The organism is Pseudomonas sp. WS 5071 (assembly GCF_012985765.1).
Taxonomy (GTDB): Bacteria; Pseudomonadota; Gammaproteobacteria; order Pseudomonadales; family Pseudomonadaceae; genus Aquipseudomonas; species Aquipseudomonas lundensis_A.
This window is the reverse complement of record NZ_JAAQWY010000009.1, coordinates 64,493-87,057: the sequence shown is the minus strand read 5'-3', so window position 1 is coordinate 87,057 and position 22,565 is coordinate 64,493. Positions and strand designations below refer to the sequence as shown.

Below are 22,565 nucleotides of genomic sequence, written 5' to 3'. Positions count from 1 at the left end.
CGTGAGAACGCCACAGAAGGTCTGTTATTGCTGCCACTCAACCCTGAGAACACCGCAAAGGCCCCTCACAGAAGGCCGAGCGCAGGGGGTATGACGGGGGTGACGAGGCAGGATGCCGAGACAGCCGTGCTGGGCCATGGATGGCCCGTCACGGCGTGCCCCCGTCATATCGCCGGAGCGAGGGCACCGTCGAGCCTAGGCGAGGCGGCCGTATGGCAGGGCAAGGACCTTTTGCTTACTTTTGGGGCTGTTTGCCAAAAGTGAGCCGCCGTAAGGGCGGAACCCGTAGAAGGCCCTCACACATCAAACGGATATGTACCCGGTTGCTTAACAGGGACAGGGCGTACATATCCGGCATCAGCATTTAACTGGACGATGGGTTTCGCTCTTACAGCGAGTCCCTTTTGTCAAACAGCCACAAAAGGAACCAAAAAGGCCTTGCCCTGCCATACGGCCGTCTCGCTCTGGCTCGACGGTGCCTTCACTCCGGCACTGTTGCGGGGGCACGCCGTGACGGGCCATCCATGGCCCAGCACGGCTGGCTCGGCTCCTGCCGACCCACCCCCGCACCAGCACCTGCGTTCAGCCTGCTGTGAGGGGCCTTTGCGCTGTGCCTGCAATCGCGTGGCAGCAGGAAGACTTTTCAAGATCAAGATCAAGATCACTTGGGTTTTTCGCTCATCCGTTCGGATGTAACCCGTAGAAGGCCCTCACACATCAAACGGATATGTACCCGGTTGCTTAACAGGGACAGGGCGTACCTATCCGGCATCAGCGTCTAACTGGACGATGGGTTTCGCTCTTACAGCGAGTCCCTTTTGTCAAACAGCCACAAAAGGAACCAAAAAGGCCTTGCCCTGCCATACGGCCGCCTCGCTCTGGCTCGACGGTGCCTTCACTCCGGCACTGTTGCGGGGGCACGCCGTGACGGGCCATCCATGGCCCAGCACGGCTGGCTCGGCTCCTGCCGACCCACCCCCGCAACAGCACCTGCGTTCAGCCTGCTGTGAGGGGCCTTTGCGGTGTGCCTGCAATCGCGTGGCAGCAGGAAGACTTTTCAAGATCAAGATCAAGATCACTTGGGTTTTTCGCTCATCCGTTCGGATGTAACCCGTAGAAGGCCCTCACACATCAAGCGGATATGTACCCGGTTGCTTAACAGGGACAGGGCGGCACCTATCCGGCATCAGCGTCTAACTGGACGATGGGTTTCGCTCTTACAGCGAGTCCCTTTTGTCAAACAGCCACAAAAGGAACCAAAAAGGCCTTGCCCTGCCATACGGCCGTCTCGCTCTGGCTCGACGGTGCCTTCACTCCGGCACTGTTGCAGGGGCACGCCGTGACGGGCCATCCATGGCCCAGCACGGCTGGCTCGGCTCCTGCCGACCCACCCCCGCAACAGCACCTGCGTTCAGCCTGCTGTGAGGGGCCTTTGCGGTGTGCCTGCAATCGCGTGGCAGCAGGGAGACTTTTCAAGAGTACGAGCACGATCAAGATCCCTTAGGTGCTTCGCTCATCCGTTCGGGATGTAACCCTGTGTACGTTTTTTTAACTGATCCATGTGAGATCGGTCTCAAACCCCGTACGAATCCTCCCTTACCCTCGGCTATACTCCCCCTCATTTCAACGGCACCCCGAGGATCGACTGTGAAGAACTGGACGTTACGCCAACGCATCTTGGCGAGCTTTGCCGTAATCATTGCCATCATGCTGTTGATGATCGTCGCGGCGTATTCACGCTTGGTCAAAATCGAAACCAGCGAAGACAAAGTCCGCACCGACTCGATCCCGGGCCTGTACCACAGCTCCATGATCCGCAGCGCGTGGGTCGACAGTTACGTGCAAACCCTGCACCTGATGAATGAAGGCGAGGGCCGTCCCCTGACCAAGGACGAACAAGACCTCTACAGCTCCTACGAAAGCCGCCTGGCCAACGAACTCGCCGGCTATCGCGCCACCATCAGCGGTGACGGGGATGAGACGTTGTATGAAGAGTTTGTCGCGCTGCATAAAAAATACGACCAGTCGCTGAACACGGTTCTCGCGCTGTTTGAAAAGAACGACATGCCCCAGGCCCGCACGGTGTTGAACGCGCAATTGACCCCCGACTGGAGCGCCGGTCGGGTGCAGCTCAATAAGGTGATTCAGGACAACCAGAACGCCGCGATTCGGGCCAGTAACAACATCTCCGATGCGGTGCTGACGGCTAAGGCCAGTATGTTGATTTCGCTGGCCATTGCGGTGCTGGCGGCGGGGCTGTTGGGCTTTTTGTTGTTGCGCTCGATCATGTCGCCGATGCAGCGCATTGTCTCGATCCTTGAGGTCATGCGCTCCGGGGATTTGAGCAAGCGGTTGAACCTTGAGCGTAAAGATGAGTTCGGGGCCGTCGAAACTGGCTTCAACGACATGATGGCCGAGCTGACGGCGCTGGTGTCGCAGGCGCAGCGTTCTTCGGTGCAGGTCACCACCTCGGTGACCGAGATTGCCGCCACGTCCAAGCAGCAACAGGCCACCGCTACCGAAACCGCCGCCACCACCACGGAAATCGGCGCCACGTCTCGCGAAATCGCGGCCACGTCTCGGGATCTGGTGCGCACCATGACGGAGGTCACGTCGGCCGCCGATCAAGCGTCGATTCTGGCCGGTTCCGGCCAACAAGGGCTGGCGCGCATGGAGGACACCATGCACTCGGTCATGGGCGCCGCCGATCTGGTGAACGCCAAGTTGGCGATTCTCAATGAGAAGGCCGGCAATATTAATCAGGTGGTGGTGACCATTGTGAAGGTGGCCGATCAGACCAACCTGCTGTCGCTCAACGCCGCGATTGAGGCCGAGAAGGCCGGTGAGTACGGGCGCGGGTTTGCCGTGGTCGCCACCGAGGTGCGCCGCCTGGCGGATCAGACGGCCGTCGCCACGTATGACATCGAGCAGATGGTGCGCGAGATTCAGTCGGCGGTGTCGGCCGGTGTGATGGGCATGGACAAGTTCTCCGAAGAGGTGCGCCGCGGCATGTCCGAGGTGCAGCAGGTGGGCGAGCAGTTGTCGCAGATCATCCATCAGGTGCAGGCGCTGGCGCCACGGGTGTTGATGGTCAACGAAGGCATGCAGGCCCAGGCCACCGGCGCCGAGCAGATTAACCACGCGTTGGTGCAATTGGGGGATGCCAGTAGCCAGACCGTTGAGTCCCTGCGTCAGGCCAGCTTTGCCATCGATGAATTGAGTCAGGTGGCGGTCGGGCTGCGCAGCGGCGTTTCGCGTTTTAAAGTCTGATGAGCGTGCCTCTCGCGCCGCGCGAAGCCGTCAAGGCGTCGAAGCAATGCCTGTTTCTGGTGTTTTTTATCGGCACCGAACGCTATGCCCTGCAAGCGGTGGACGTGGTGGAAGTGTTGCCGCGTTTGCCGCTCAAGCCCATTGCCCATGCACCGGCGTGGGTGGCCGGTGTGTTTGCTCATCGCGGGCAGATGGTGCCGGTGATTGATGTCAGTGCCATGACCTTCGGCCAGAGCGCCGTGGCCCGCACCAGCACGCGTTTGGTGTTGGTGCGCCATCACGGTCATTTGCTGGGCCTGGTGCTGGAGCAGGCCAGTGAAACCCTGCGCTGTGAGGTGGCAGATTTTCAGTCATACGGGCTGGATAACCGCGAGGCGCCGTATTTGGGGCCGGTGCGTAAAGACAAGGATGGCCTGTTGCAGTGGATTCGCGTGGATGACCTGTTGACGCCTGCCGTGCGCGGGTTGTTGTTCCCTGAACAGCGTATTGACCTGACCCGGCAGGCCCGCCCATGAGTGCCGATCAACGGTTTTTCGATTTTCTGAAACGGCGCATCGGGCTGGATGTGGCGTCGGTGGGCCCGGCGATTATTGAGCGGGCGGTGCGTCAGCGCTGCACCGCGCTGAACATGCAGGATCACGATGAGTATTGGCAGCGGCTCAATGCCTCGGCCGACGAGCAGCAGGCGCTGATCGAGTCGGTGATCGTGCCCGAGACCTGGTTTTTCCGTTACCCCGAATCATTTGCCACGCTGGGTCGCCTGGCCCGCGAGCGGCTGGCCGCGCAAACGGCTCCGCGGGTGCTGCGCCTGCTGAGCCTGCCGTGTTCGACCGGCGAAGAGCCGTATTCGATAGCGATGGCGATGTTTGACGCCGGGTTTGCCGCGCACCAGTTCAGGGTCGAGGCGCTGGACATCAGCCCGCTTTCGATTCAGCGCGCCCAGCGTGCGGTGTATGGCAAGAATTCGTTTCGCGGTCAGGACATCGGTTTTCGCGAGCGGCATTTCACCCTCGAAGCCGACGGGTATCACGTGTCGGCGCGGGTGCGTGAGCAGATCGAGTTTAAGGTCGGCAATGTGCTGGACCCGGCCCTGACGGCGAGTCAGCCGCCTTATGATTTTGTGTTCTGCCGCAATTTGTTGATTTATTTCGACCTCAAAACCCAACAGCAGGCGCTCGACGCCCTCACGCGTATGACGCGTCTGGACGGGGTGCTGTTCATCGGCCCGGCTGAGGGCAGTTTGCTGCACGGGCTGGGCATGCGTTCGATCAACGCCCCGCAATCCTTCGCCTTTTGTCACAGCCAAGAGCCGCCCGCCGTGTTGCCGAGGCCGGTTGAGCGTACAGCGCCGGTCAAACCTTTGCCGCTGCCGATGGCGCCGGTCAGTCGCCCGTTTGCGGCGCGCCCTCACACACCGCCCCCGCCGCCGGCTCAGGTCGCGCGTGTGCCCGACGAGGCGCCGCGCGGGGTGCTGGAGACCATTGCGCAATTGGCCAATGAAGGCAAAAGCCGTGAAGCCCGCGCCTTGTGCGAACAGGCGTTGCAGCAGCATGGGCCGCAGGCTCAGGTGTTTTATTGGCTGGGCCTGCTCAGCGATGTCGAAGGCCAGACCGCACAGGCCCAAGGCTTTTATCGCAAGGCGTTGTACCTGCAACCCCAACATGCCGAGGCGCTGGCGCATCTGGCGGCACTGCTGGCCTCGCAGGGCGATGTGGCAGGCGCTCAGCGTTTGCAGGCCCGGGCTGCGCGCAATGAGCGGGCCCTTCACAGTGAGCGCAAATCATGAACGGTCTGTCCGCCCAGAGTTTGATCCACACCGAAGCCCAGACGATTGATGATTGCTGGAACCGTATTGGCGTGTACGGCGATAAATCCTGCCCGCTGCTGCCAGCACACATTCATTGCCGTAACTGTTCGGTGTATGCGGCGGCGGCCACGCGTTTGCTCGATCGCTATGCCTTTGTGCAGGACGAGCAGGATTTTGCCGCGCCGCAGGACCTTGAGCACGCCCACGCGACCCGTTCACTGGTGGTGTTTCGCATGGGCGGCGAGTGGCTGGCGCTGGCGACCCGTTGCCTGGATGAAGTCGCGCCTTTGCAGTCGATTCACTCGCTGCCGCACCAACGCTCCCGGGCCCTGATGGGCGTGGCCAATGTGCGCGGCGCGCTGGTGCCCTGCCTGTCGCTGGTCGAGCTGCTGGGGCTGGACCCGACGGTGAGTGTCACGCCCGCGCAGCGGGTGATGCCGCGCATGCTGATTGTGGCCGCGCCCGGTGGGCCGGTGGTGGTGCCGGTGGACGAGGTCGATGGCATTCACAACATTGAAGAGCGTGTGCTCAATACCGCGTCGTTGTCGGGCGAACACGCCAGCGCCATTTTCACCCGGGGTGTCTTGCACTGGAAAACCCGCAGCCTGCGCTGGCTGGATGAAGAGCAGTTGCTCGGCGCGATTACCCGGAGCCTCACATGACCCCCGAGCAAATGCGCGACGCCTCGTTGCTGGAGTTGTTCAGTCTGGAGGCCGAAGCCCAGACCCAAGTGCTCAATGCCGGTTTGCTGGCGCTGGAGCGTAACCCGACCCAGGCCGATCAGTTGGAAGCCTGCATGCGCGCGGCCCACTCGCTCAAGGGCGCGGCGCGGATTGTCGGGGTCGAGGCCGGGGTCAGCGTGTCCCATGTCATGGAAGATTGCCTGGTCAGCGCGCAGGAAGGGCGCTTGTACCTGCAACCCGAGCACATTGATGCCTTGTTGCAGGGCACTGATTTGCTGATGCGCATTGCGACGCCGGGCAATACGGTGACCTCGGCCGACATCGAGGCCTACGTGGCCTTGATGAACCGGCTGGTCGAGCCTTCTGCCCCGACGGCACGGGTGGCGCCACCGCCGTTTGATGTGTCGCAACTGCTGCTTGCGCCTGAGCCCGTGGTGCCTGAGGCGCCTGCGCCGGTCGAGCTGGCGCCGCTGCCCGAGCCGGCGGCAGAACCGGCGCGTCGCCCGCAACGCCTGACTGAAGGCGGTGAGCGGGTGTTGCGCGTCACCGCCGAGCGCCTTAACAGTCTGCTGGACTTGTCGAGCAAGTCGCTGGTGGAAACCCAGCGGCTCAAGCCTTACCTCGCCACGATGCAGCGCCTCAAACGCATGCAAAACACCAGCTTGCGGGCGTTGGACCATTTGGGCGATCAGCTCAAGGTGCTGACGCTCACCCCTGAGGCCGAAGAGGCGCTGGCCGAGGCGCGGCGTTTATTGGCCGAGTCGCAGCACGTGCTCAGTGAGCAGACCGCTCAACTGGACGAGTTTGGCTGGCAGACCAGCCAGCGCGCGCAGTTGCTGTATGACACGGCGCTGGCGTGCCGCATGCGTCCGTTCGCGGATGTGCTGGCCGGGCAAGAGCGCATGGTGCGTGATCTGGGGCGCAGCCTGGGCAAACAGATCCGTCTGGAAATTGAAGGCGAGAAAACCCAGGTGGACCGCGACGTGCTGGAAAAGCTCGAAGCGCCCCTGATGCACCTGTTGCGTAACGCGGTGGACCACGGCATTGAACCCCCCGAGCAGCGTTTGCGCGCTGGCAAGCCGGCCGAAGGGGAGATTCGCTTGCGCGCCTCGCATCAGGCCGGGCTGCTGGTGGTGGAGTTGAGCGATGACGGCGGCGGCGTCGACCTTGAGCGTTTGCGCCGCTCCATCGTGCAGCGCCAACTGTCCACCGAGGCCACGGCCGCGCAGTTGAGTGAAGAAGAACTGCTGACGTTTTTGTTCCTGCCGGGCTTCAGCCTGCGCGACACCGTGACCGAGGTGTCCGGGCGCGGTGTCGGGCTGGATGCGGTGCAGCACATGGTGCGCCTGCTGCGTGGCTCGATTGTGCTGGAGCAGGTCAGCGGGCAGGGCAGTCGTTTCCATCTGGAAGTCCCGCTCACCCTGTCGGTGGTGCGCAGCCTGGTGGTGGAAGTCGGCGGCGAAGCCTATGCCTTTCCGCTGGCGCACATCGAACGCATGCGCGATCTGGCGCCTGACGACATCGTGCAGGTCGAAGGCCGCCAGCACTTCTGGCACGAAGGGCAGCACGTGGGCCTGGTGGCCGCCAGCCAGTTGCTGCAACGTCCGCCCGGCCAGAACGATGACGACACCCTCAAGGTGGTGGTCATTCGTGAGCGCGAGGCGGTCTACGGCGTGGCGGTTGAGCGGTTTATCGGGGAGCGCACTTTAGTGGTATTGCCTCTGGACCCGCGCTTGGGCAAGGTGCAGGACATTTCGGCCGGGGCGCTGCTCGATGATGGCTCGCCGGTGTTGATTGTGGACGTCGAAGACATGCTGCGTTCGGTCGACAAGCTGCTTAACACCGGGCGTCTGGAGCGCATCGACCGGCGTAACCGGCACACTGCCGAGGTGGCGCGTAAACGCATTCTGGTGGTCGACGACTCGCTCACCGTGCGCGAGCTGCAACGCAAGTTGTTGCTCAATCGCGGTTATGAGGTGGCGGTCGCGGTGGACGGCATGGATGGCTGGAACGCGCTGCGCGCCGAGCATTTCGATTTGCTGATTACCGATATCGACATACCGCGCATGGACGGCATCGAACTGGTCACCCTGTTGCGGCGCGACAACCGGCTGCAATCGATGCCGGTGATGGTGGTGTCCTATAAAGACCGTGAAGAAGACCGTCGGCGCGGCCTGGATGCAGGGGCCGACTATTATTTAGCGAAAGCCAGTTTCCATGACGATGCGCTGCTTGATGCAGTGGTTGAGCTCATTGGAGGAGCCCAGACATGAGAATTGCCATCGTCAACGACATGCCCCTGGCGGTAGAGGCCTTGCGCCGGGCGTTGGCATTCGAGCCCAAGCATCAGTTGGTGTGGGTGGCGGGGGACGGTGAAGAAGCCGTGCGCCTGTGCGCCGAGGACACCCCGGACCTGATCTTGATGGACCTCATCATGCCGGTCATGGATGGCGTGGAGGCCACGCGTCGGATCATGGCGCAAAGCCCGTGTGCGATTGTGATCGTCACGGTCGACCGCCAGCAAAATGTGCACCGCGTGTTTGAAGCCATGGGCTTTGGCGCGCTGGACGTGGTCGATACGCCCGCTTTGGGCGCGGGCGATGCCAAGGAGGCAGCAGCGCCGTTGTTGCGCAAGATCATGAACATTGGCTGGTTGATGGGCCAGCAGCCCCCGAAACGGGTGCATCCCGTCGAGAACCCGCCGCGCAAATCCCTGGAGCAGCGCAGGTTAGTGGCCATCGGCTCGTCGGCGGGCGGCCCCGCGGCGCTGGAAACCCTGCTCAAAGGCCTGCCGCGCTCGTTTCAGGCGGCCATTGTGCTGGTGCAGCACGTGGACCAGGTGTTCGCCGCCGGGATGGCCGAATGGCTGAGCAGCTCGTGCGGGGTGAATGTCCGGCTGGCCCGTGATGGCGAAACGCCCCAGGCCGGTACGGTCCTGTTGGCCGGGACCAATCATCACATTCGTCTGTTAAAAAACGGCACGCTGGCTTACACCGCCGAGCCGGTGAACGAAATTTATCGGCCCTCGATTGATGTGTTTTTCGAGAGTGTGGCCCGGTACTGGGACGGTGAGGCCGTGGGCGTATTGTTGACCGGCATGGGTCGCGATGGCGCGCAGGGGCTTAAACTCATGCGCCAGCAGGGGTTTCTGACCATCGCCCAAGACCAGCACAGCAGTTCGGTATACGGCATGCCCAAAGCGGCAGCGGCAATTGATGCGGCTGTTGAAATTCGACCCTTGGACACGATTGCGCCACGCTTGCTGGAGATCTTTCATACATGACTGACACAACCCGGCAGGACTGGCTTGAAGGTGGTAATTCAGGTGAACGCGCATGAATGACTTGCAGATGGACGACGTCAAAACTGACGAAAACGCCGCCATGGTATTGCTGGTGGACGATCAGGCGATGATTGGCGAAGCCGTGCGCCGGGGCTTGGCCCTTGAGCAGAACATCGACTTTCACTTTTGCGCCGACCCGCACGATGCCATTGCCCAGGCCATTCGCATCAAGCCGACGGTGATCTTGCAAGACCTGGTCATGCCGGGGCTCGATGGTTTGACGCTGGTGCGCGAATACCGCAACCACCCGGCCACCAAAGACATCCCGATCATCGTGTTGTCGACCAAAGAAGACCCGTTGATCAAGAGTGCGGCCTTTGCGGCCGGGGCCAACGACTACCTGGTGAAATTACCGGACAACATTGAGCTGGTGGCCCGCATTCGCTATCACTCGCGCTCTTACATGACCCTGTTGCAGCGCGATGCCGCTTACCGCGCGCTGCGGGTCAGCCAGCAACAACTGTTGGACACCAATCTGGTGTTGCAGCGCCTGATGAACTCTGACGGCCTGACCGGGCTGTCCAACCGCCGCCATTTCGACGAGTACCTGGAGCTGGAATGGCGCCGGGCCCTGCGTGAGCAAACCCAGCTGTCGTTATTGATGATCGACGTGGACTACTTCAAGTCTTACAACGACACCTTCGGTCATCTGGACGGTGACGAAGCCCTGCGCAAAGTGGCGGCCTCGATCCGTGATGCCAGCTGCCGGCCTTCTGACCTGCCAGCGCGTTACGGCGGGGAGGAGTTTGCGATTGTATTGCCCAACACCTCTCAGGGCGGTGCGCGGCTGGTGGCTGAAAAGCTGCGTCAAGCGGTGGCGGCGCTGAAAATCCCGCACATTTCACCGGCCGATGGCAGCAGCCTGACCATCAGCATCGGCCTGTCTACCATGACCCCGCAGCACAGCGGCAACTGCCGCGACTTGATTTCGGCGGCCGACAAAGGCCTGTACCTGGCCAAAAACAACGGGCGTAATCAGGTCGGAATCGAATAAGGCTCCCGCTCTTGCGCGGCGGCTTCACGGGCGTAAGCCCGCCCGTAGTCGCTGACGGGCTGTGCAAGGCGTTGATCCGGTCGCGCAGTCGCGTGCCTGTTCAGCGGCTGCACCGTGGGTATGCGTTCAAGGACTTTTTTTCCTGAGCAGCAGCAGGCCCGTGGAGTACGCCGTTTTGTAGCGGCCCACGCAATAGTGGGCGTAGAGCTTCTGGTAGTAGTCCGTGATGGCCAGTTCGCGGATGGTTTCGTCAAACTGGTTGCGCACCTTCGCGCTCGCGCCCCAGTGCCAGTCCCGGAAGTCATTGAGGTTCTCGAATTCGACGGTTTCTTCAATGCGCTGTGAGCGGATGATTTCAAAGTCGCGCAATGTGTCCAGCAGGGCTGGGCGGCTGAGCCGGAAATCATCAAACACCACGGGCTCGCCGATGCACGGGTATTGATGGCGAATCTCCATCAGCGCCCGCTCCTGAATGAAGCGCTCATCGGGCAAGTAATCGAAGTCGAACGCGCAGGATAAAAACACATGACCGCCCGGTTTGACGGCGGCCGACAGTTTGTCGATCGCCGCTTGTTCGTGGGGCATGAAGCCTTGCAGGCAACCGGCACACACCACGGCGTCGAACACCGGCAAGCGGTCAAGGTTGCACGCCAGAAAATCGCTGACGATAAAGCGCACGTTGGGCGCGGCATGCACCAGATTGGCGTAGGCGATCTTGTCTTTGGAGTGATCGATGCCGACGTATTGCTCGATATTGTTGGCGTCCACAAACAACAGGCTGTTGCCTGTGCCGCAGCCGATGTCCAGCACATTGCCCTGCGGCGTGGCGAACGACAGCAGCAGTTCGAGGCTGCGCTTTTTCACATGCCTTGAATTGCGTTGAAAGCCGTGCGGGCTGGGCCTCGGGTTGTTCATCGTCATGCTCCTGGGGGGAGGTCGCAGGATCAGCCCATACGGGGGCCAATGGGCAGGCCGTGTGTGTTCGGGGCGGTCATGTTTTAGGTATAGCGAGCCGGGTTTGATGTGCAATGCGCGGGCGCGTAGTCCATTTCCCTTAAATCGGGTAACTATTCCCAAGTAACGCTGCGATGAGGTTTGAACGGGCAGGGGGATTGCAGAGGGCGATAACGCCTGCAGGCTGCGGCAAATGGCCTGCATTCCACCGCTGGGCGGGCTGCTGTAACGGTATATTTTCGGTATACTCTTTGGCTTTGTAAAAATCGCCTACGAGTGCCGCCAGCCATGGAAATCAACCCAATCCTTAACAGCATCAAGGACCTGTCAGAGCGCTCCGAAACCATTCGGGGGTATCTTTGACTACGATCAAAAGCATGAGCGTCTGACCGAAGTCAATCGCGAGCTTGAAGATCCGAGTGTCTGGAACAACCCTTCGTACGCCCAGGAACTGGGGCGCGAGCGCTCCCTGTTGGCGCAAATTGTAGAAACCCTCGACGAGATGCACACGGGCCTGGCCGATGCCAAGGACCTGCTGCTGATGGCCGCCGAGGAAGAAGACCAGGCCGCTGTAGATGACGTGTCGGCTGAAGTCGAACGCCTGCGCGAGTCCCTTGAAAAACTCGAATTCCGCCGCATGTTCAGCGGTGAGATGGACGCCAACAACGCTTACCTGGACATTCAGGCAGGCTCTGGCGGCACCGAAGCGCAAGACTGGGCCAATATCCTGTTGCGGATGTATTTGCGTTGGGCCGACAAGCGCGGCTTCGATGCCACCATCATGGAATTGTCCGCCGGTGAAGTGGCCGGAATCAAAGGTGCGACCGTGCACATCAAGGGCGAATACGCCTTTGGCTGGCTGCGCACCGAGATCGGCGTCCATCGTCTGGTTCGCAAAAGCCCGTACGACTCGGGCAACCGTCGTCATACCTCGTTCTCGGCCGTGTTCGTTTCGCCGGAAATCGACGACAACATCGAAATCGACATCAACCCCTCGGACCTGCGGATCGACACTTACCGCTCCTCCGGTGCGGGTGGTCAGCACGTAAACACCACTGACTCGGCCGTGCGTATTACCCACGTTCCGACCAACACCGTGGTGAGCTGCCAGAACGAACGTTCCCAGCACGCAAACAAAGACACCGCGATGAAAATGTTGCGGGCGCGTCTTTACGAGCAGGAAATCCAGAAGCGCAACGCCGCTTCCCAGGCGCTGGAAGACACCAAGTCCGACATCGGCTGGGGTCACCAGATCCGCTCGTACGTACTTGACGCGTCGCGCATCAAGGATTTGCGGACCAACATCGAGCGCAGTGACTGCGACAAAGTGCTCGACGGCGACATCGACGAATACCTGGTGGCCAGCCTGAAACAAGGGCTGTAAGTCGCGCAACAAACGTAAAGTGCGCCGCTGACGCGATGCCTTGAGGGCGCGCCGAAGCCCGCTTCCCCCTGCCGCAAGGCGGGGGCAACGAACCTGTGATGGAATTTTTAAAACATGAGCGACCAACAACTCGACCCGCAAGATTTGCAACAGGAAGAAAACGCCCTGATCGCCCTGCGCAAGGAAAAACTTGCTGCCGAGCGCGCCAAAGGCAACGCCTTCCCGAACGATTTCCGTCGTGACAGCTACTGCGCCGACCTGCAGAAGAAGTACGCCGAAGCGACCAAGGAAGAGCTGGCTGAAGCCGCCATCCCGGTCAAGGTTGCGGGTCGCATCATGCTTAACCGTGGTTCGTTCATGGTGATTCAGGACATGACCGGGCGCATCCAGGTCTATGTCAACCGCAAGACCCTGCCGGAAGAAACCCTGGCCGAAGTCAAAACCTGGGACCTGGGCGACATCATCGCCGCCGAAGGCACCTTGGCCCGCTCCGGCAAAGGCGACCTGTACGTTGAAATGACCCACGTGCGCCTGCTGACCAAATCCTTGCGTCCGCTGCCCGACAAGCACCACGGCCTGACCGACACCGAGCAACGCTATCGCCAGCGTTACGTTGACCTGATCGTCAACGAAGACGTGCGCCACACCTTCCGTGTGCGTTCGCAAGTCATCGCCCACATCCGCAACTTCCTGATGGCGCGCGACTTCCTTGAAGTTGAAACGCCGATGTTGCAGACCATTCCGGGCGGCGCGGCAGCCAAGCCGTTTGAAACCCACCACAACGCGCTGGACATGGAAATGTTCCTGCGTATCGCGCCTGAGCTGTACCTCAAGCGTCTGGTCGTGGGCGGCTTCGAGAAAGTCTTCGAAATCAACCGCAACTTCCGTAACGAAGGGGTTTCGACGCGCCACAACCCTGAATTCACCATGCTTGAGTTCTACCAGGCGTACGCCGACTACGAAGACAACATGGACCTCACCGAAGAGCTGTTCCGCGAGCTGGCGCAGCTGGTTCTGGGCAGCACTGACGTGCCGTACGGCGACAAGGTGTTCCACTTCGGCGAGCCGTTTGTGCGTCTGTCGGTGTTTGACTCGATCCTCAAGTACAACCCTGAGCTGACCGCTGACGACCTGAACGACATCGACAAGGCCCGTGCCATCGCCAAAAAGGCCGGCGCCAAGGTGCTGGGCTTCGAAGGCCTGGGCAAGCTGCAGGTGATGATTTTCGAAGAGCTGGTCGAGCACAAGCTGGAACAGCCGCACTTCATCACCCAGTACCCGTTCGAAGTGTCGCCGCTGGCCCGTCGCAACGATGAAAACCCGAACGTGACTGACCGTTTCGAGCTGTTCATCGGTGGCCGTGAAATCGCCAACGCCTACTCCGAGTTGAACGACGCGGAAGACCAGGCAGAACGCTTCATGGCACAAGTGGCCGACAAAGACGCCGGTGACGACGAAGCCATGCACTACGACGCCGACTTCGTGCGTGCGCTGGAGTACGGCATGCCGCCAACGGCCGGTGAAGGCATCGGCATCGACCGTCTGGTGATGCTGCTGACCAACTCCCCGTCGATCCGCGACGTGATCCTGTTCCCGCACATGCGCCCGCAAGCGTAACGCTGCTGACTAAAAAGCCGCCGCCAAGGGCGGCTTTTTATTGCCTGTCGAACAGGGGCTAGCCGTAACCACCCGACTTAAGGTCCTCAACAAAGGGAAACATGCGTGAACCTGCCCAAGGCTCAAACGGGTGCCGTCGACGTCGCCACGGCGGTGGCCGAGAGTGTTCAATACCAGGGCCGCAAAGCCAGTCGCCATGGCAGTGAACAGCGGCGGCAACTGATTCTGGATGCGGCCATGCGTATCGTGGTGCGCGACGGTGTACGCGGCGTCCGGCATCGGGCAGTCGCCGCCGAAGCCGGGGTGCCGCTTTCGGCCACCACGTATTACTTCAAGGACATCGATGACCTGATCAACGACACCTTTGCGCAGTACGTCGAACGCAGTGCCGCCTTTATGGCCAAGTTATGGCAAAGCACGGAAGGCAAGCTGCGCGAGCTGGTGGCGTACGGGGACGGCAGCCCGCAGTCACGTTCACAACTGGCTGACGAGATTGCCGCCATGACCGCCCACTACGTGGAGCACCAGTTGGTGACCCGTCGCGATCAGTTGCGCGCCGAGCAGGCGTTCCATCAGGCCGCGCTGCTTAACCCGCGGCTGGCGGTGCTGGTGCGCGCCCACGAGCAGATTTTTCTGCAGGGCACGTGTCAGATCTTCCAGGTGCTGGGCTCCAAACAGCCGCAGCACGATGCCAATGTCTTGACGGCGATTATCGGTCGGATGGAATATCAGGCCCTACTTAATGGCGCGCAGCCAGCAGCCGATGCACAAAGGCTCGCTCTCCTTACGCGCTACATGCACTTGGTGTTGGCCGCTCTATAGAAGGATGCAGGCATGAAAGGTTGGCGCGTAATGCTGTTGGCGGTGTCGTTTTTACTGTTGAACGGGTGCCTGGTCACGTTCAAGGAAGCGCCGCTGGTGGCTCAAACGGCGCCTCAGGCCTTGCTCGGCAAATGGACCAGCAAGGACGCCTGGGGGCAGGCGCGACGCCTGAGCATCAGCGCCATCGATAAAACCCACTATCAGGCCGAGGTGTACCCCAAAGGCGAACCCAAGGCGCGTCAACGTTATCGGTTCATCGTCGCCAAACACGGCAGCCGCTGGTACGCCTCGGCCGCCATACCGGCTCGGCTGGGCGGTAATTTCACGCTGAACGGGTTTGAATTGACCGACGGCGGCGAGTTGGTGATCTACGAGCTGGACCTTGAGCAAATCCGTCAGGCCATCGGTCAGTCGGCGCTGGCCGGCGACACGGTTGAAACCGCCGAAGGCGCAGGCGTTCAGATCGACAGCCCATCGTCTACAGTCTTTGCTTATCTGGATGACCCGGCGAATTCCGACGTCTTTGTCGAAACCGCCCGCTATCAGCGCGCGGCCAAGTAACCGCCTTTTTCAAGGAGCACCGGGTGGACGATTACCAACGCACGATTCGCACATTGTCAGACCGCATCGTGCTGGCCCAGACCCCGATCCGCGTGCTGGATGCGGTGAAGTGGGACGACAGCATCCGTCAGGGCTTTCTCAAGGCCAAGGGTAAACAAATGCCGGCGGTGGATCGGGATTATTACCTGGGGCGGCCGTTGTCCTTCGATTCGGGCGCCGTGAAGCTCGAATTCCAGAACATCGAGCGCGACATCACCCGCCAGTTGGGCCAGTTCAACCCGGTCGGGCAAATCATGCGCCGCATGTGCAAGGAATACCGCATGGTGGTGCGCATGCTCGAAGCGCGCGGCACCGAAGACTTCGGGCTGATCTCGCAAGAGCTGTATGGCGCCGCGTCCGATGCGTTTCATGCGGGCGACCCGACGCTGGCCGACCTGGGGTTGATGATGTCCGATTACCTGGACAACATCGACGACCGTGGCGCGCTCAAGGACGAAGCGAAAACCCTCACCGCCAAAGATGCCGTGCACCTGTTGCAAACGCGGCTGAACAAGGTGTTTGGCGAGGCCGAAGAAACCATCCGGGTGTTTGAGTCCGACGGCATCGTCGCGGACGCGGCGGCGGGTGCCGATTACATCAAGATCCGCACCGATGCGATGTTCAACCACCGCGACGTGCGTGCGCTTGAAGTCCACGAAGGGCTGGTGCACGTGGGCACAACGCTCAACGGCCTGAACCAGCCGATCTGTACGTTTCTGGCCAAAGGCCCGCCATCCTCGACGGTCACTCAGGAAGGGTTGGCCATCCTGATGGAGATCATCACGTTTGCTTCCTACCCCAGCCGCCTGCGCAAACTGACCAATCGCACCCGCGCCATTCATATGGTGGAGGAGGGCGCGGACTTCATGCAGGTGTATGAGTTCTTCCGTGAGCAAGGCTTTGAAATGCCTGAAAGCTATGGCAATGCGAGTCGGGTTTTCCGTGGCTCGGTGCCCAATGGCCTGCCATTTACCAAAGACTTGTCCTACCTCAAGGGCTTCATCATGGTTTACAACTACATTCAGCTGGCCGTACGTAAAGGCAAGCTGGAACAAGTGCCGCTGCTGTTTTGTGGCAAAACCACGCTGGAAGACATGCGCACCTTGCGCCAACTGGTCGACGAAGGCCTGGTGGTCGCGCCCAAGTACCTGCCGGAGCAGTTCCGTGACATGAATGCGCTGGCCGCCTGGATGTGCTTCTCCAACTTCCTCAACCACTTGAGCCTGGACCGGATCGAAGCCGATTACTCCAACATCTTGTAACCCGGTCAGCGGATTCAGGGCCGCTGGGGCCTCGACCGCGACTGCGCCGCGAGGTGCAACCTTTCACACATGGTGGCTCGTTTGATCAAAACCCTGGCTGCATGCTGCCTGCTGCTGGCACTCGGCGGCTGCAGCTCCCTGTTGTTTTATCCGGAACCCGGCCAGCCGATCACACCGACGGCGGCGGGTCTGGACTATCGCGATGTGACGCTGACCGCCGCTGACGGTACACGGCTGCACGGCTGGTGGCTGCCCGCTGCGCCGGGCGTACCGCTCAAGGGCACGGTGCTGCACCTGCACGGCAACGGCGGCAACCTCGCTTACCACTTGGGCGCCACGGCCTGGCTGCCCGCGCAGGGCTATCAGGTGCTGATGATCGACTACCGCGGTTACGGATTGTCACAAGGCGCGCCCCGGTTGCCTGAGGTGTATCAGGACATCGACGCGGCGTTCGACTGGCTGCAAAAGGAGCCGTCGGTCAAAGGCCTGCCGCTGATTGTGCTGGGGCAGAGTCTGGGCGGCGCGATGGGGGTTCACTACCTGAGTGAGCACCCGCAGCAACGCCAGCGCATCACGGCGATGGTGCTCGACGGGGTGCCCGCCAGCTACCGCGAGGTGGGTCAATTTGCCCTGAGCACGTCCTGGCTGACCTGGCCTTTGCAAGTGCCGCTGTCCTGGCTGGTGCCGGACGCGGACAGCGCCTTGTATGCCATCGCGAACATGAGGCCGGTGCCGCTGTTGATCTTCCACAGCCTGGACGATCCGGTCGTGCCGCTTTCCAATGGCATCCGACTGTATCAAGCTGCGCCGCCGCCCAAGGTGTTGCAATTGACCCGTGGCGGGCATGTGCAGACCTTTGCCGACCCGACCTGGCGCGAGGTCATGCTGCGCTACCTGCAAGACCCGCAACATTTCACGGGCGTGAGGCGCCTGGGGGAAATCCCCAACTACCCCGCCCCCCCGAATTCGAAAAACGTTGAACCAGAGAGCCAACCATGAGTGAAGAACGTAACGCCATCCCGCTGATCATTACCGGTATTTGCACCATCATCGGCACCGTCGGGGCCCTGTGGTACTACGGCTACCTGCATTTCGCCAAGCCGCAAGACGCCTTGCTGCTCAACGACTTCACCATGCTCAAGACCGTCCCCGGCGAAGACTACAAAATTTCCCTGACCCCGGCCAATCAGGTCGCCCAGTGCGTGGACGGTATCATCGTGCTGTTCGACACCGAGCAAAAAGGCCTGACCGGCGTGCTGGTGAACAACAAGAAGCAAGCCGTTCACTGCATGGGCCAGGAAACCCCGAAACTGCAACAGTAACGTCGCAACGCTCCCGAACGCGCAGCAAAAAGCCCCGCCTGATCACTCAGGCGGGGCTTTTGTTTTTACGCGTACAGACTTACTGCATCGACGAACGCGGCGCGACTGGCTGGTTGTCGTTGGAGATGGTCACTTCAACGCGACGGTTCTGGGCGCGGCCAGAGTTGGTGGCATTGCTGGCCACCGGGTATTCCTTGCCATAACCCTGAGCGACGATGCGCGAAGGATCGACACCGGCACGTACCAGTGCGTTTTTAACCGCATTGGCGCGACGCTCGGACAGGCCCTGGTTGTAAGCCGCCGACCCTTTGCTGTCGGTGTAGCCTTCAACGATCACTTTGCGATCCGGGTTTTTGATCAGGTAGTTGGCCAGCGTGGTGATGCTGTCACGGCTGTTGGCTTTCAGGCTGGCCTGATCGAAATCAAACAGCACGTCGCCGAAGGTGACCAGCGTACCGCGCTCGGTTTGCTTGGCGTTCAAGCCACGCAGTTGCTTGATTTGTGCATCACGGGCATCCAGCAGTGCCTGGGCACGGTCGGAGCCAGCGTTTTTGATCTGGTTTTCAGCGGTGCGCAACGCGATGGTTTGCTTGGCCACTTCAACGCGCTGGTTGGTCAGGTAAGCCAGTTGGTCAACCGTGGACTCGTCTTCTTTGTCCAGGTAAGCCTTCTGGGCTTTGTCCAGCCACTCGCTGGCGTCTTTGGTTTCCAGCGCCGCGACTTTGGTCGCTTCAGGGTTGGTTTGCAGTGCCGAGAAGTTAGTCTTGGCATTTTCCAGGTTTACGTTCGGCTGGTGCGAGCACGCCGCCAGGCCAACGCTTAGAGCCAACAGGGCAGGGATCAGTACGGTATTGCGCATAATATTTAGTCCTTTCAATCGATGAGGAATGCTGTGTCGTCAGCCGCAGTCAAAAGAGGCGACTTACTGCAGCGGGCGCATGCCTTCCTGACGCAGTTGCTGAACGGCTTTCTGAGCATCCTGAGCGGCCTTCTCGGCTTTGGCGGCCTGGGCTTTGCGCTCTGCTACACGAGCGTCCCACTCGGCTTGTTCAGCCAGACGCTTGGCGTCCTTGTAGTTCTTGTCGTGCATGGCCAGTTCGGCTTGCTTGAGCTTGTCTTGCGCGGCCTTCATTTCAACCGGGGCGTATTCAGTGCCGCCAGCGCTCACGGCGTTGTTCACCGCCGATTGAGTCACCGCGTACTGCTCCGTCGGTGGGTTGCCTGCACAACCGGCCAGAACGAAGCTGGTACCGATTGCCAGCGCAGCCAGTTTTAGCCCGCGCAGGCGAGGTGAGGTGGTTTTGACAGTGCGGGTCATCATGGTCTTCAACTCCATTAGGTAACTCCTGAAAAACTTCAAATTCCATCACGTCAGTGGCGTCAAACAGGATTGCCTGTGATGTCACCCGGAGTGTTGATTTCCCTGCCCCGGCAGTGATGGTTACTGGGTGTGACCGAAGCGATTTTTGAATAGTTCAAAAAAAAAGGTGGCAAATTGCCTAAAAACTTGTGACTGCTCAGTCAGTTATTTCTGAGGGGCAGCACCTTTGCCAGAGCCCCGATTTAGAGCGCGCGCGAGCGGGAGCAAGGGTTTGCTCGGCCCAAGGAGCTATTAAAGTGCCATCGCGGGAGTGGTGCTGAAACGCGTCAGCCTACGACTATTTTTATCCGGCTTGCGGCTTGCCACGGATGACGCTTGCGACGCACTCTTGGGGCAGGAGCTGTCCCCGGATACCGCTGGAGAAATTGCTGATGACCGATATTGATGCACGCTTGCGCGATGACGTTCACCTGTTGGGTGAACTGTTGGGGAATACGATCCGTGACCAGTACGGCGAAGCGTTTCTCGCCAAGATCGAACGTATTCGTCAGGGCGCCAAGGACGACCGCCGTGGCACCACGGGCGAAGAGTTGAGCACGATTCTGGGGGACTTGAGCGACGATGAAGTGCTGCCGGTGGCCCGCGCCTTCAACCAGTTCTTGAACCTGGCCAATATTGCTGAACAGTACGAACTCATTCATCGCCGCGAAGAGGGGCAGCCCGAACCCTTTGAAGCCCTGGTCTTGCCCACCTTGCTCGAACGCTTGCTGGCCGAAGGGCACAGCCCTGAATCGCTGGCGCAGCAGGTCAGCACGCTGCACATCGAACTGGTGCTCACGGCGCACCCGACTGAAGTGACGCGCCGCACGCTGATTCAAAAATACGATGCGATCGCTGCGCAACTCGCCGCGCAAGATCATCGCGACCTCACCCTCAGTGAAAAATCCCACATCGAGCAGCGCCTGCAACGACTGATTGCCGAAGCGTGGCACACCGAAGAAATCCGCCGCACGCGCCCCACGCCGGTGGATGAAGCCAAGTGGGGGTTTGCGGTCATCGAGCATTCGCTGTGGCACGCCGTGCCGAACATGATGCGCAAGGCCGACGAAGCCTTGCACGCGGCCACTGGCCAGCATCTGCCGCTGGAGGCCGCGCCGATCCGTTTTGCCTCGTGGATGGGCGGGGACCGTGATGGCAACCCGAATGTCACGGCCAGTGTGACCCGCGAAGTATTACTGCTGGCGCGCTGGATGGCCGCTGATCTGTACTTGCGTGACCTCGATAAACTGGCCGCCGACTTGTCGATGCAACAGGCCACACCCGCCTTGCTGGCCGCAGCGGGGGACAGCGCCGAGCCCTATCGCGCCGTGCTTAAACAACTGCGCGATCGCCTGCGCATCACCCGTCATTGGGCCCACGGGTCGTTGGCCGCCAACCCACCGGCGCCTGAGGGCGTGCTCCAGGACAACCACGATCTGCTGGCCCCGTTGCAGCTGTGTTATCAGTCGCTGCATGCGTGCGGCATGGGCGTGATCGCAGACGGCCCGTTGCTGGATTTCCTGCGGCGCGCCGTGACGTTCGGGTTGTTTCTGGTGCGCCTTGACGTGCGACAGGATGCGGCCCTGCATGCGTCAGCGATGACTGAAATCACCGATTATCTGGGGCTTGGGCGGTACGAAGACTGGGATGAAGACACGCGCCTGACGTTCCTGATTCGTGAACTGGCCAACCGTCGGCCCTTGTTGCCCAGCTATTTCAAGCCGGGTGCGCAGACCGCTGAAGTGCTGGCCACGTGCAAGGAAGTGGCCGCGGCGCCGGGGGCTTCGCTGGGCTCGTATGTGATCTCGATGGCCGGTGCGGCCTCGGACGTGCTGGCGGTGCAGTTGCTCCTTAAAGAGGCGGGTCTGGAGCGCCCGATGCGGGTGGTGCCGTTGTTCGAAACCCTGGCGGACCTGGACAATGCCGGCCCCGTCATAGAGCGGCTGTTGCTGCTACCCGGCTACCGTTCGCGGCTGCACGGCCCGCAGGAAGTGATGATCGGTTATTCAGACTCGGCCAAGGACGCGGGCACCACGGCAGCGGCCTGGGCGCAGTACCGGGCACAAGAAACATTGGTCAACATTTGCCGCGAGCAACAGGTCGAATTGCTGTTGTTCCATGGCCGTGGCGGCACGGTGGGGCGTGGCGGCGGCCCGGCCCACGCGGCGATTTTGTCGCAGCCGCCGGGCTCGGTGGCGGGTCGCTTCCGCACCACGGAGCAGGGCGAGATGATCCGCTTCAAATTTGGCCTGCCCGACATTGCCGAGCAAAACCTCAACCTGTACCTGGCCGCCGTGCTGGAAGCCACTTTGCTGCCGCCACCGTTGCCTGAACCGGGCTGGCGTGTGCTGATGGATGAGCTGGCCGCCGACGGGGTGAAGGCCTATCGCGCGGTGGTGCGCGACAACCCGCAGTTCGTTGAGTATTTTCGCCAGTCCACCCCGGAACAGGAACTGGGGCGTTTGCCGTTGGGCAGTCGGCCCGCCAAGCGGCGTGCGGGCGGCATTGAAAGCCTGCGAGCCATCCCGTGGATTTTCGGCTGGACACAAACGCGCCTGATGCTGCCCGCCTGGCTGGGCTGGGAAACCGCACTCAACCATGCGCTGGCGCGCGGTGAAGGCGAGCAGTTGGCGCAGATGCGCGAGCAGTGGCCGTTCTTCCGCACCCGCATTGACATGCTCGAAATGGTGCTGGCCAAGGCCGACGCCGACATTGCACGGCTGTATGACGAGCGTCTGGTGGCGCCTGAGCTGCTGCCGTTGGGTGCGCACTTGCGCGACTTATTGTCGCAGGCGTGTGAGGTGGTATTGGGTTTGACCGGGCAGTCGCAACTCATGGCGCACAGCCCTGAAACCTTGGAATTCATACGCTTGCGTAACACCTACCTCGACCCGCTGCACCTGTTGCAGGCCGAATTGCTGGCGCGTTCGCGACGCCAGGAGGCCACGCAAGACAGCCCTCTGGAACAAGCATTGTTGGTCACTGTGGCCGGAATTGCGGCGGGCTTGCGTAACACCGGCTAGAGAAAAGCCGGTTCAGTTAGCGTGCCCCGGTGTGTGCGGCAGAGGACCGATCTTCTGCAATGGCCTCCGGGGCGCGACACTTTATTGTGAGGTTGCGACCTGTGACACCCCGTCGCAAGGGCGT

The 22,565-nt window shown here is 61.1% G+C and carries 18 protein-coding genes; 15 read left to right on the top strand and 3 right to left on the bottom strand.

Features of this window, described 5'->3' with window-relative positions:
• Window positions 1-1,647 precede the first annotated feature (1,647 nt).
• The 7 genes from HBN61_RS07885 to HBN61_RS07855 are packed head-to-tail and all read left to right on the top strand — an operon-like array spanning window position 1,648 to window position 10,097.
• Window positions 1,648-3,270, top strand: coding sequence for a methyl-accepting chemotaxis protein (locus HBN61_RS07885; RefSeq protein ID WP_083333291.1), 1,623 nt, complete (start codon window positions 1,648-1,650; stop codon window positions 3,268-3,270).
• Window positions 3,270-3,785: a chemotaxis protein CheW gene (locus tag HBN61_RS07880; protein WP_083333292.1), complete on the top strand. Its 516-nt coding sequence runs from the start codon at window positions 3,270-3,272 to the stop codon at window positions 3,783-3,785. The genes HBN61_RS07885 and HBN61_RS07880 overlap by 1 nt, the downstream gene beginning before the upstream one ends.
• The gene (locus tag HBN61_RS07875; protein ID WP_047281126.1) at window positions 3,782-5,056 is read left to right on the top strand and encodes a CheR family methyltransferase; all 1,275 of its coding nucleotides are present in this window, start codon (window positions 3,782-3,784) and stop codon (window positions 5,054-5,056) included. Before HBN61_RS07880 ends, HBN61_RS07875 begins: the two co-directional genes overlap by 4 nt.
• Window positions 5,053-5,739: a chemotaxis protein CheW gene (locus HBN61_RS07870; protein WP_047277282.1), complete on the top strand. Its 687-nt coding sequence runs from the start codon at window positions 5,053-5,055 to the stop codon at window positions 5,737-5,739. The genes HBN61_RS07875 and HBN61_RS07870 overlap by 4 nt, the downstream gene beginning before the upstream one ends.
• Window positions 5,736-8,033 (top strand): hybrid sensor histidine kinase/response regulator, encoded by a 2,298-nt coding sequence (locus tag HBN61_RS07865; protein WP_170046467.1) that lies wholly within the window; start codon window positions 5,736-5,738, stop codon window positions 8,031-8,033. Before HBN61_RS07870 ends, HBN61_RS07865 begins: the two co-directional genes overlap by 4 nt.
• Entirely contained in the window at window positions 8,030-9,043 is a 1,014-nt protein-coding gene (cheB, locus tag HBN61_RS07860; protein WP_047283006.1) for a chemotaxis response regulator protein-glutamate methylesterase, read from the top strand. The genes HBN61_RS07865 and cheB overlap by 4 nt, the downstream gene beginning before the upstream one ends.
• A 52-nt stretch (window positions 9,044-9,095) precedes the next feature.
• Window positions 9,096-10,097, top strand: coding sequence for a response regulator (locus tag HBN61_RS07855; protein ID WP_047277277.1), 1,002 nt, complete (start codon window positions 9,096-9,098; stop codon window positions 10,095-10,097).
• A 126-nt stretch (window positions 10,098-10,223) separates the two neighbouring features.
• Here HBN61_RS07855 and HBN61_RS07850 read toward each other — a convergent pair whose 3' ends face one another.
• The gene (locus HBN61_RS07850; protein ID WP_159434369.1) at window positions 10,224-11,012 is read right to left on the bottom strand and encodes a class I SAM-dependent methyltransferase; all 789 of its coding nucleotides are present in this window, start codon (window positions 11,010-11,012) and stop codon (window positions 10,224-10,226) included.
• Window positions 11,013-11,339: 327 nt separating this feature from the next.
• Between HBN61_RS07850 and prfB the strand changes: the two genes are divergently transcribed.
• From prfB to HBN61_RS07815, 7 genes are all read left to right on the top strand, one after another.
• Window positions 11,340-12,435, top strand: a protein-coding gene (prfB, locus tag HBN61_RS07845; protein ID WP_097191388.1) for a peptide chain release factor 2 whose coding sequence is annotated in 2 segments (ribosomal slippage) — window positions 11,340-11,411 and window positions 11,413-12,435 — 1,095 coding nt in all. Because the reading frame shifts where the segments join, the coding sequence is not laid out codon by codon here.
• A gap of 114 nt (window positions 12,436-12,549) precedes the next feature.
• Window positions 12,550-14,052 (top strand): lysine--tRNA ligase, encoded by a 1,503-nt coding sequence (gene lysS / locus HBN61_RS07840; RefSeq protein WP_047277273.1) that lies wholly within the window; start codon window positions 12,550-12,552, stop codon window positions 14,050-14,052.
• Window positions 14,053-14,157: 105 nt separating this feature from the next.
• Window positions 14,158-14,874 (top strand): TetR/AcrR family transcriptional regulator, encoded by a 717-nt coding sequence (locus HBN61_RS07835; RefSeq protein ID WP_047277271.1) that lies wholly within the window; start codon window positions 14,158-14,160, stop codon window positions 14,872-14,874.
• Between the two features lie 12 nt (window positions 14,875-14,886).
• Window positions 14,887-15,435: a hypothetical protein gene (locus tag HBN61_RS07830; protein WP_047277269.1), complete on the top strand. Its 549-nt coding sequence runs from the start codon at window positions 14,887-14,889 to the stop codon at window positions 15,433-15,435.
• Between the two features lie 23 nt (window positions 15,436-15,458).
• Window positions 15,459-16,736 (top strand): flavohemoglobin expression-modulating QEGLA motif protein, encoded by a 1,278-nt coding sequence (locus tag HBN61_RS07825; RefSeq protein WP_047295153.1) that lies wholly within the window; start codon window positions 15,459-15,461, stop codon window positions 16,734-16,736.
• Window positions 16,737-16,805: 69 nt separating this feature from the next.
• Window positions 16,806-17,735, top strand: coding sequence for an alpha/beta hydrolase (locus HBN61_RS07820; RefSeq protein WP_186347841.1), 930 nt, complete (start codon window positions 16,806-16,808; stop codon window positions 17,733-17,735).
• Window positions 17,732-18,058, top strand: a complete 327-nt coding sequence (locus HBN61_RS07815; protein WP_047277265.1) for a PA3694 family proteiin — start codon at window positions 17,732-17,734, stop codon at window positions 18,056-18,058. The genes HBN61_RS07820 and HBN61_RS07815 overlap by 4 nt, the downstream gene beginning before the upstream one ends.
• Before the next feature lie 79 nt (window positions 18,059-18,137).
• On the opposite strand, the gene lptF is transcribed toward HBN61_RS07815, so the two are convergent.
• Both lptF and HBN61_RS07805 read right to left on the bottom strand, forming a co-directional pair.
• Window positions 18,138-18,917: a lipotoxin F family OmpA-related lipoprotein LptF gene (lptF, locus tag HBN61_RS07810; RefSeq protein ID WP_047277264.1), complete on the bottom strand. Its 780-nt coding sequence runs from the start codon at window positions 18,915-18,917 to the stop codon at window positions 18,138-18,140.
• A 63-nt stretch (window positions 18,918-18,980) separates the two neighbouring features.
• Window positions 18,981-19,394 carry a DUF4398 domain-containing protein gene (locus tag HBN61_RS07805; protein ID WP_047277262.1) on the bottom strand — a complete coding sequence of 138 codons (414 nt, stop codon included), beginning with the start codon at window positions 19,392-19,394 and terminating at the stop codon, window positions 18,981-18,983.
• 416 nt (window positions 19,395-19,810) lie between these two features.
• Between HBN61_RS07805 and ppc the strand changes: the two genes are divergently transcribed.
• The gene (ppc, locus tag HBN61_RS07800; RefSeq protein ID WP_047277260.1) at window positions 19,811-22,441 is read left to right on the top strand and encodes a phosphoenolpyruvate carboxylase; all 2,631 of its coding nucleotides are present in this window, start codon (window positions 19,811-19,813) and stop codon (window positions 22,439-22,441) included.
• The last annotated feature ends 124 nt before the right edge of the window (window positions 22,442-22,565 follow it).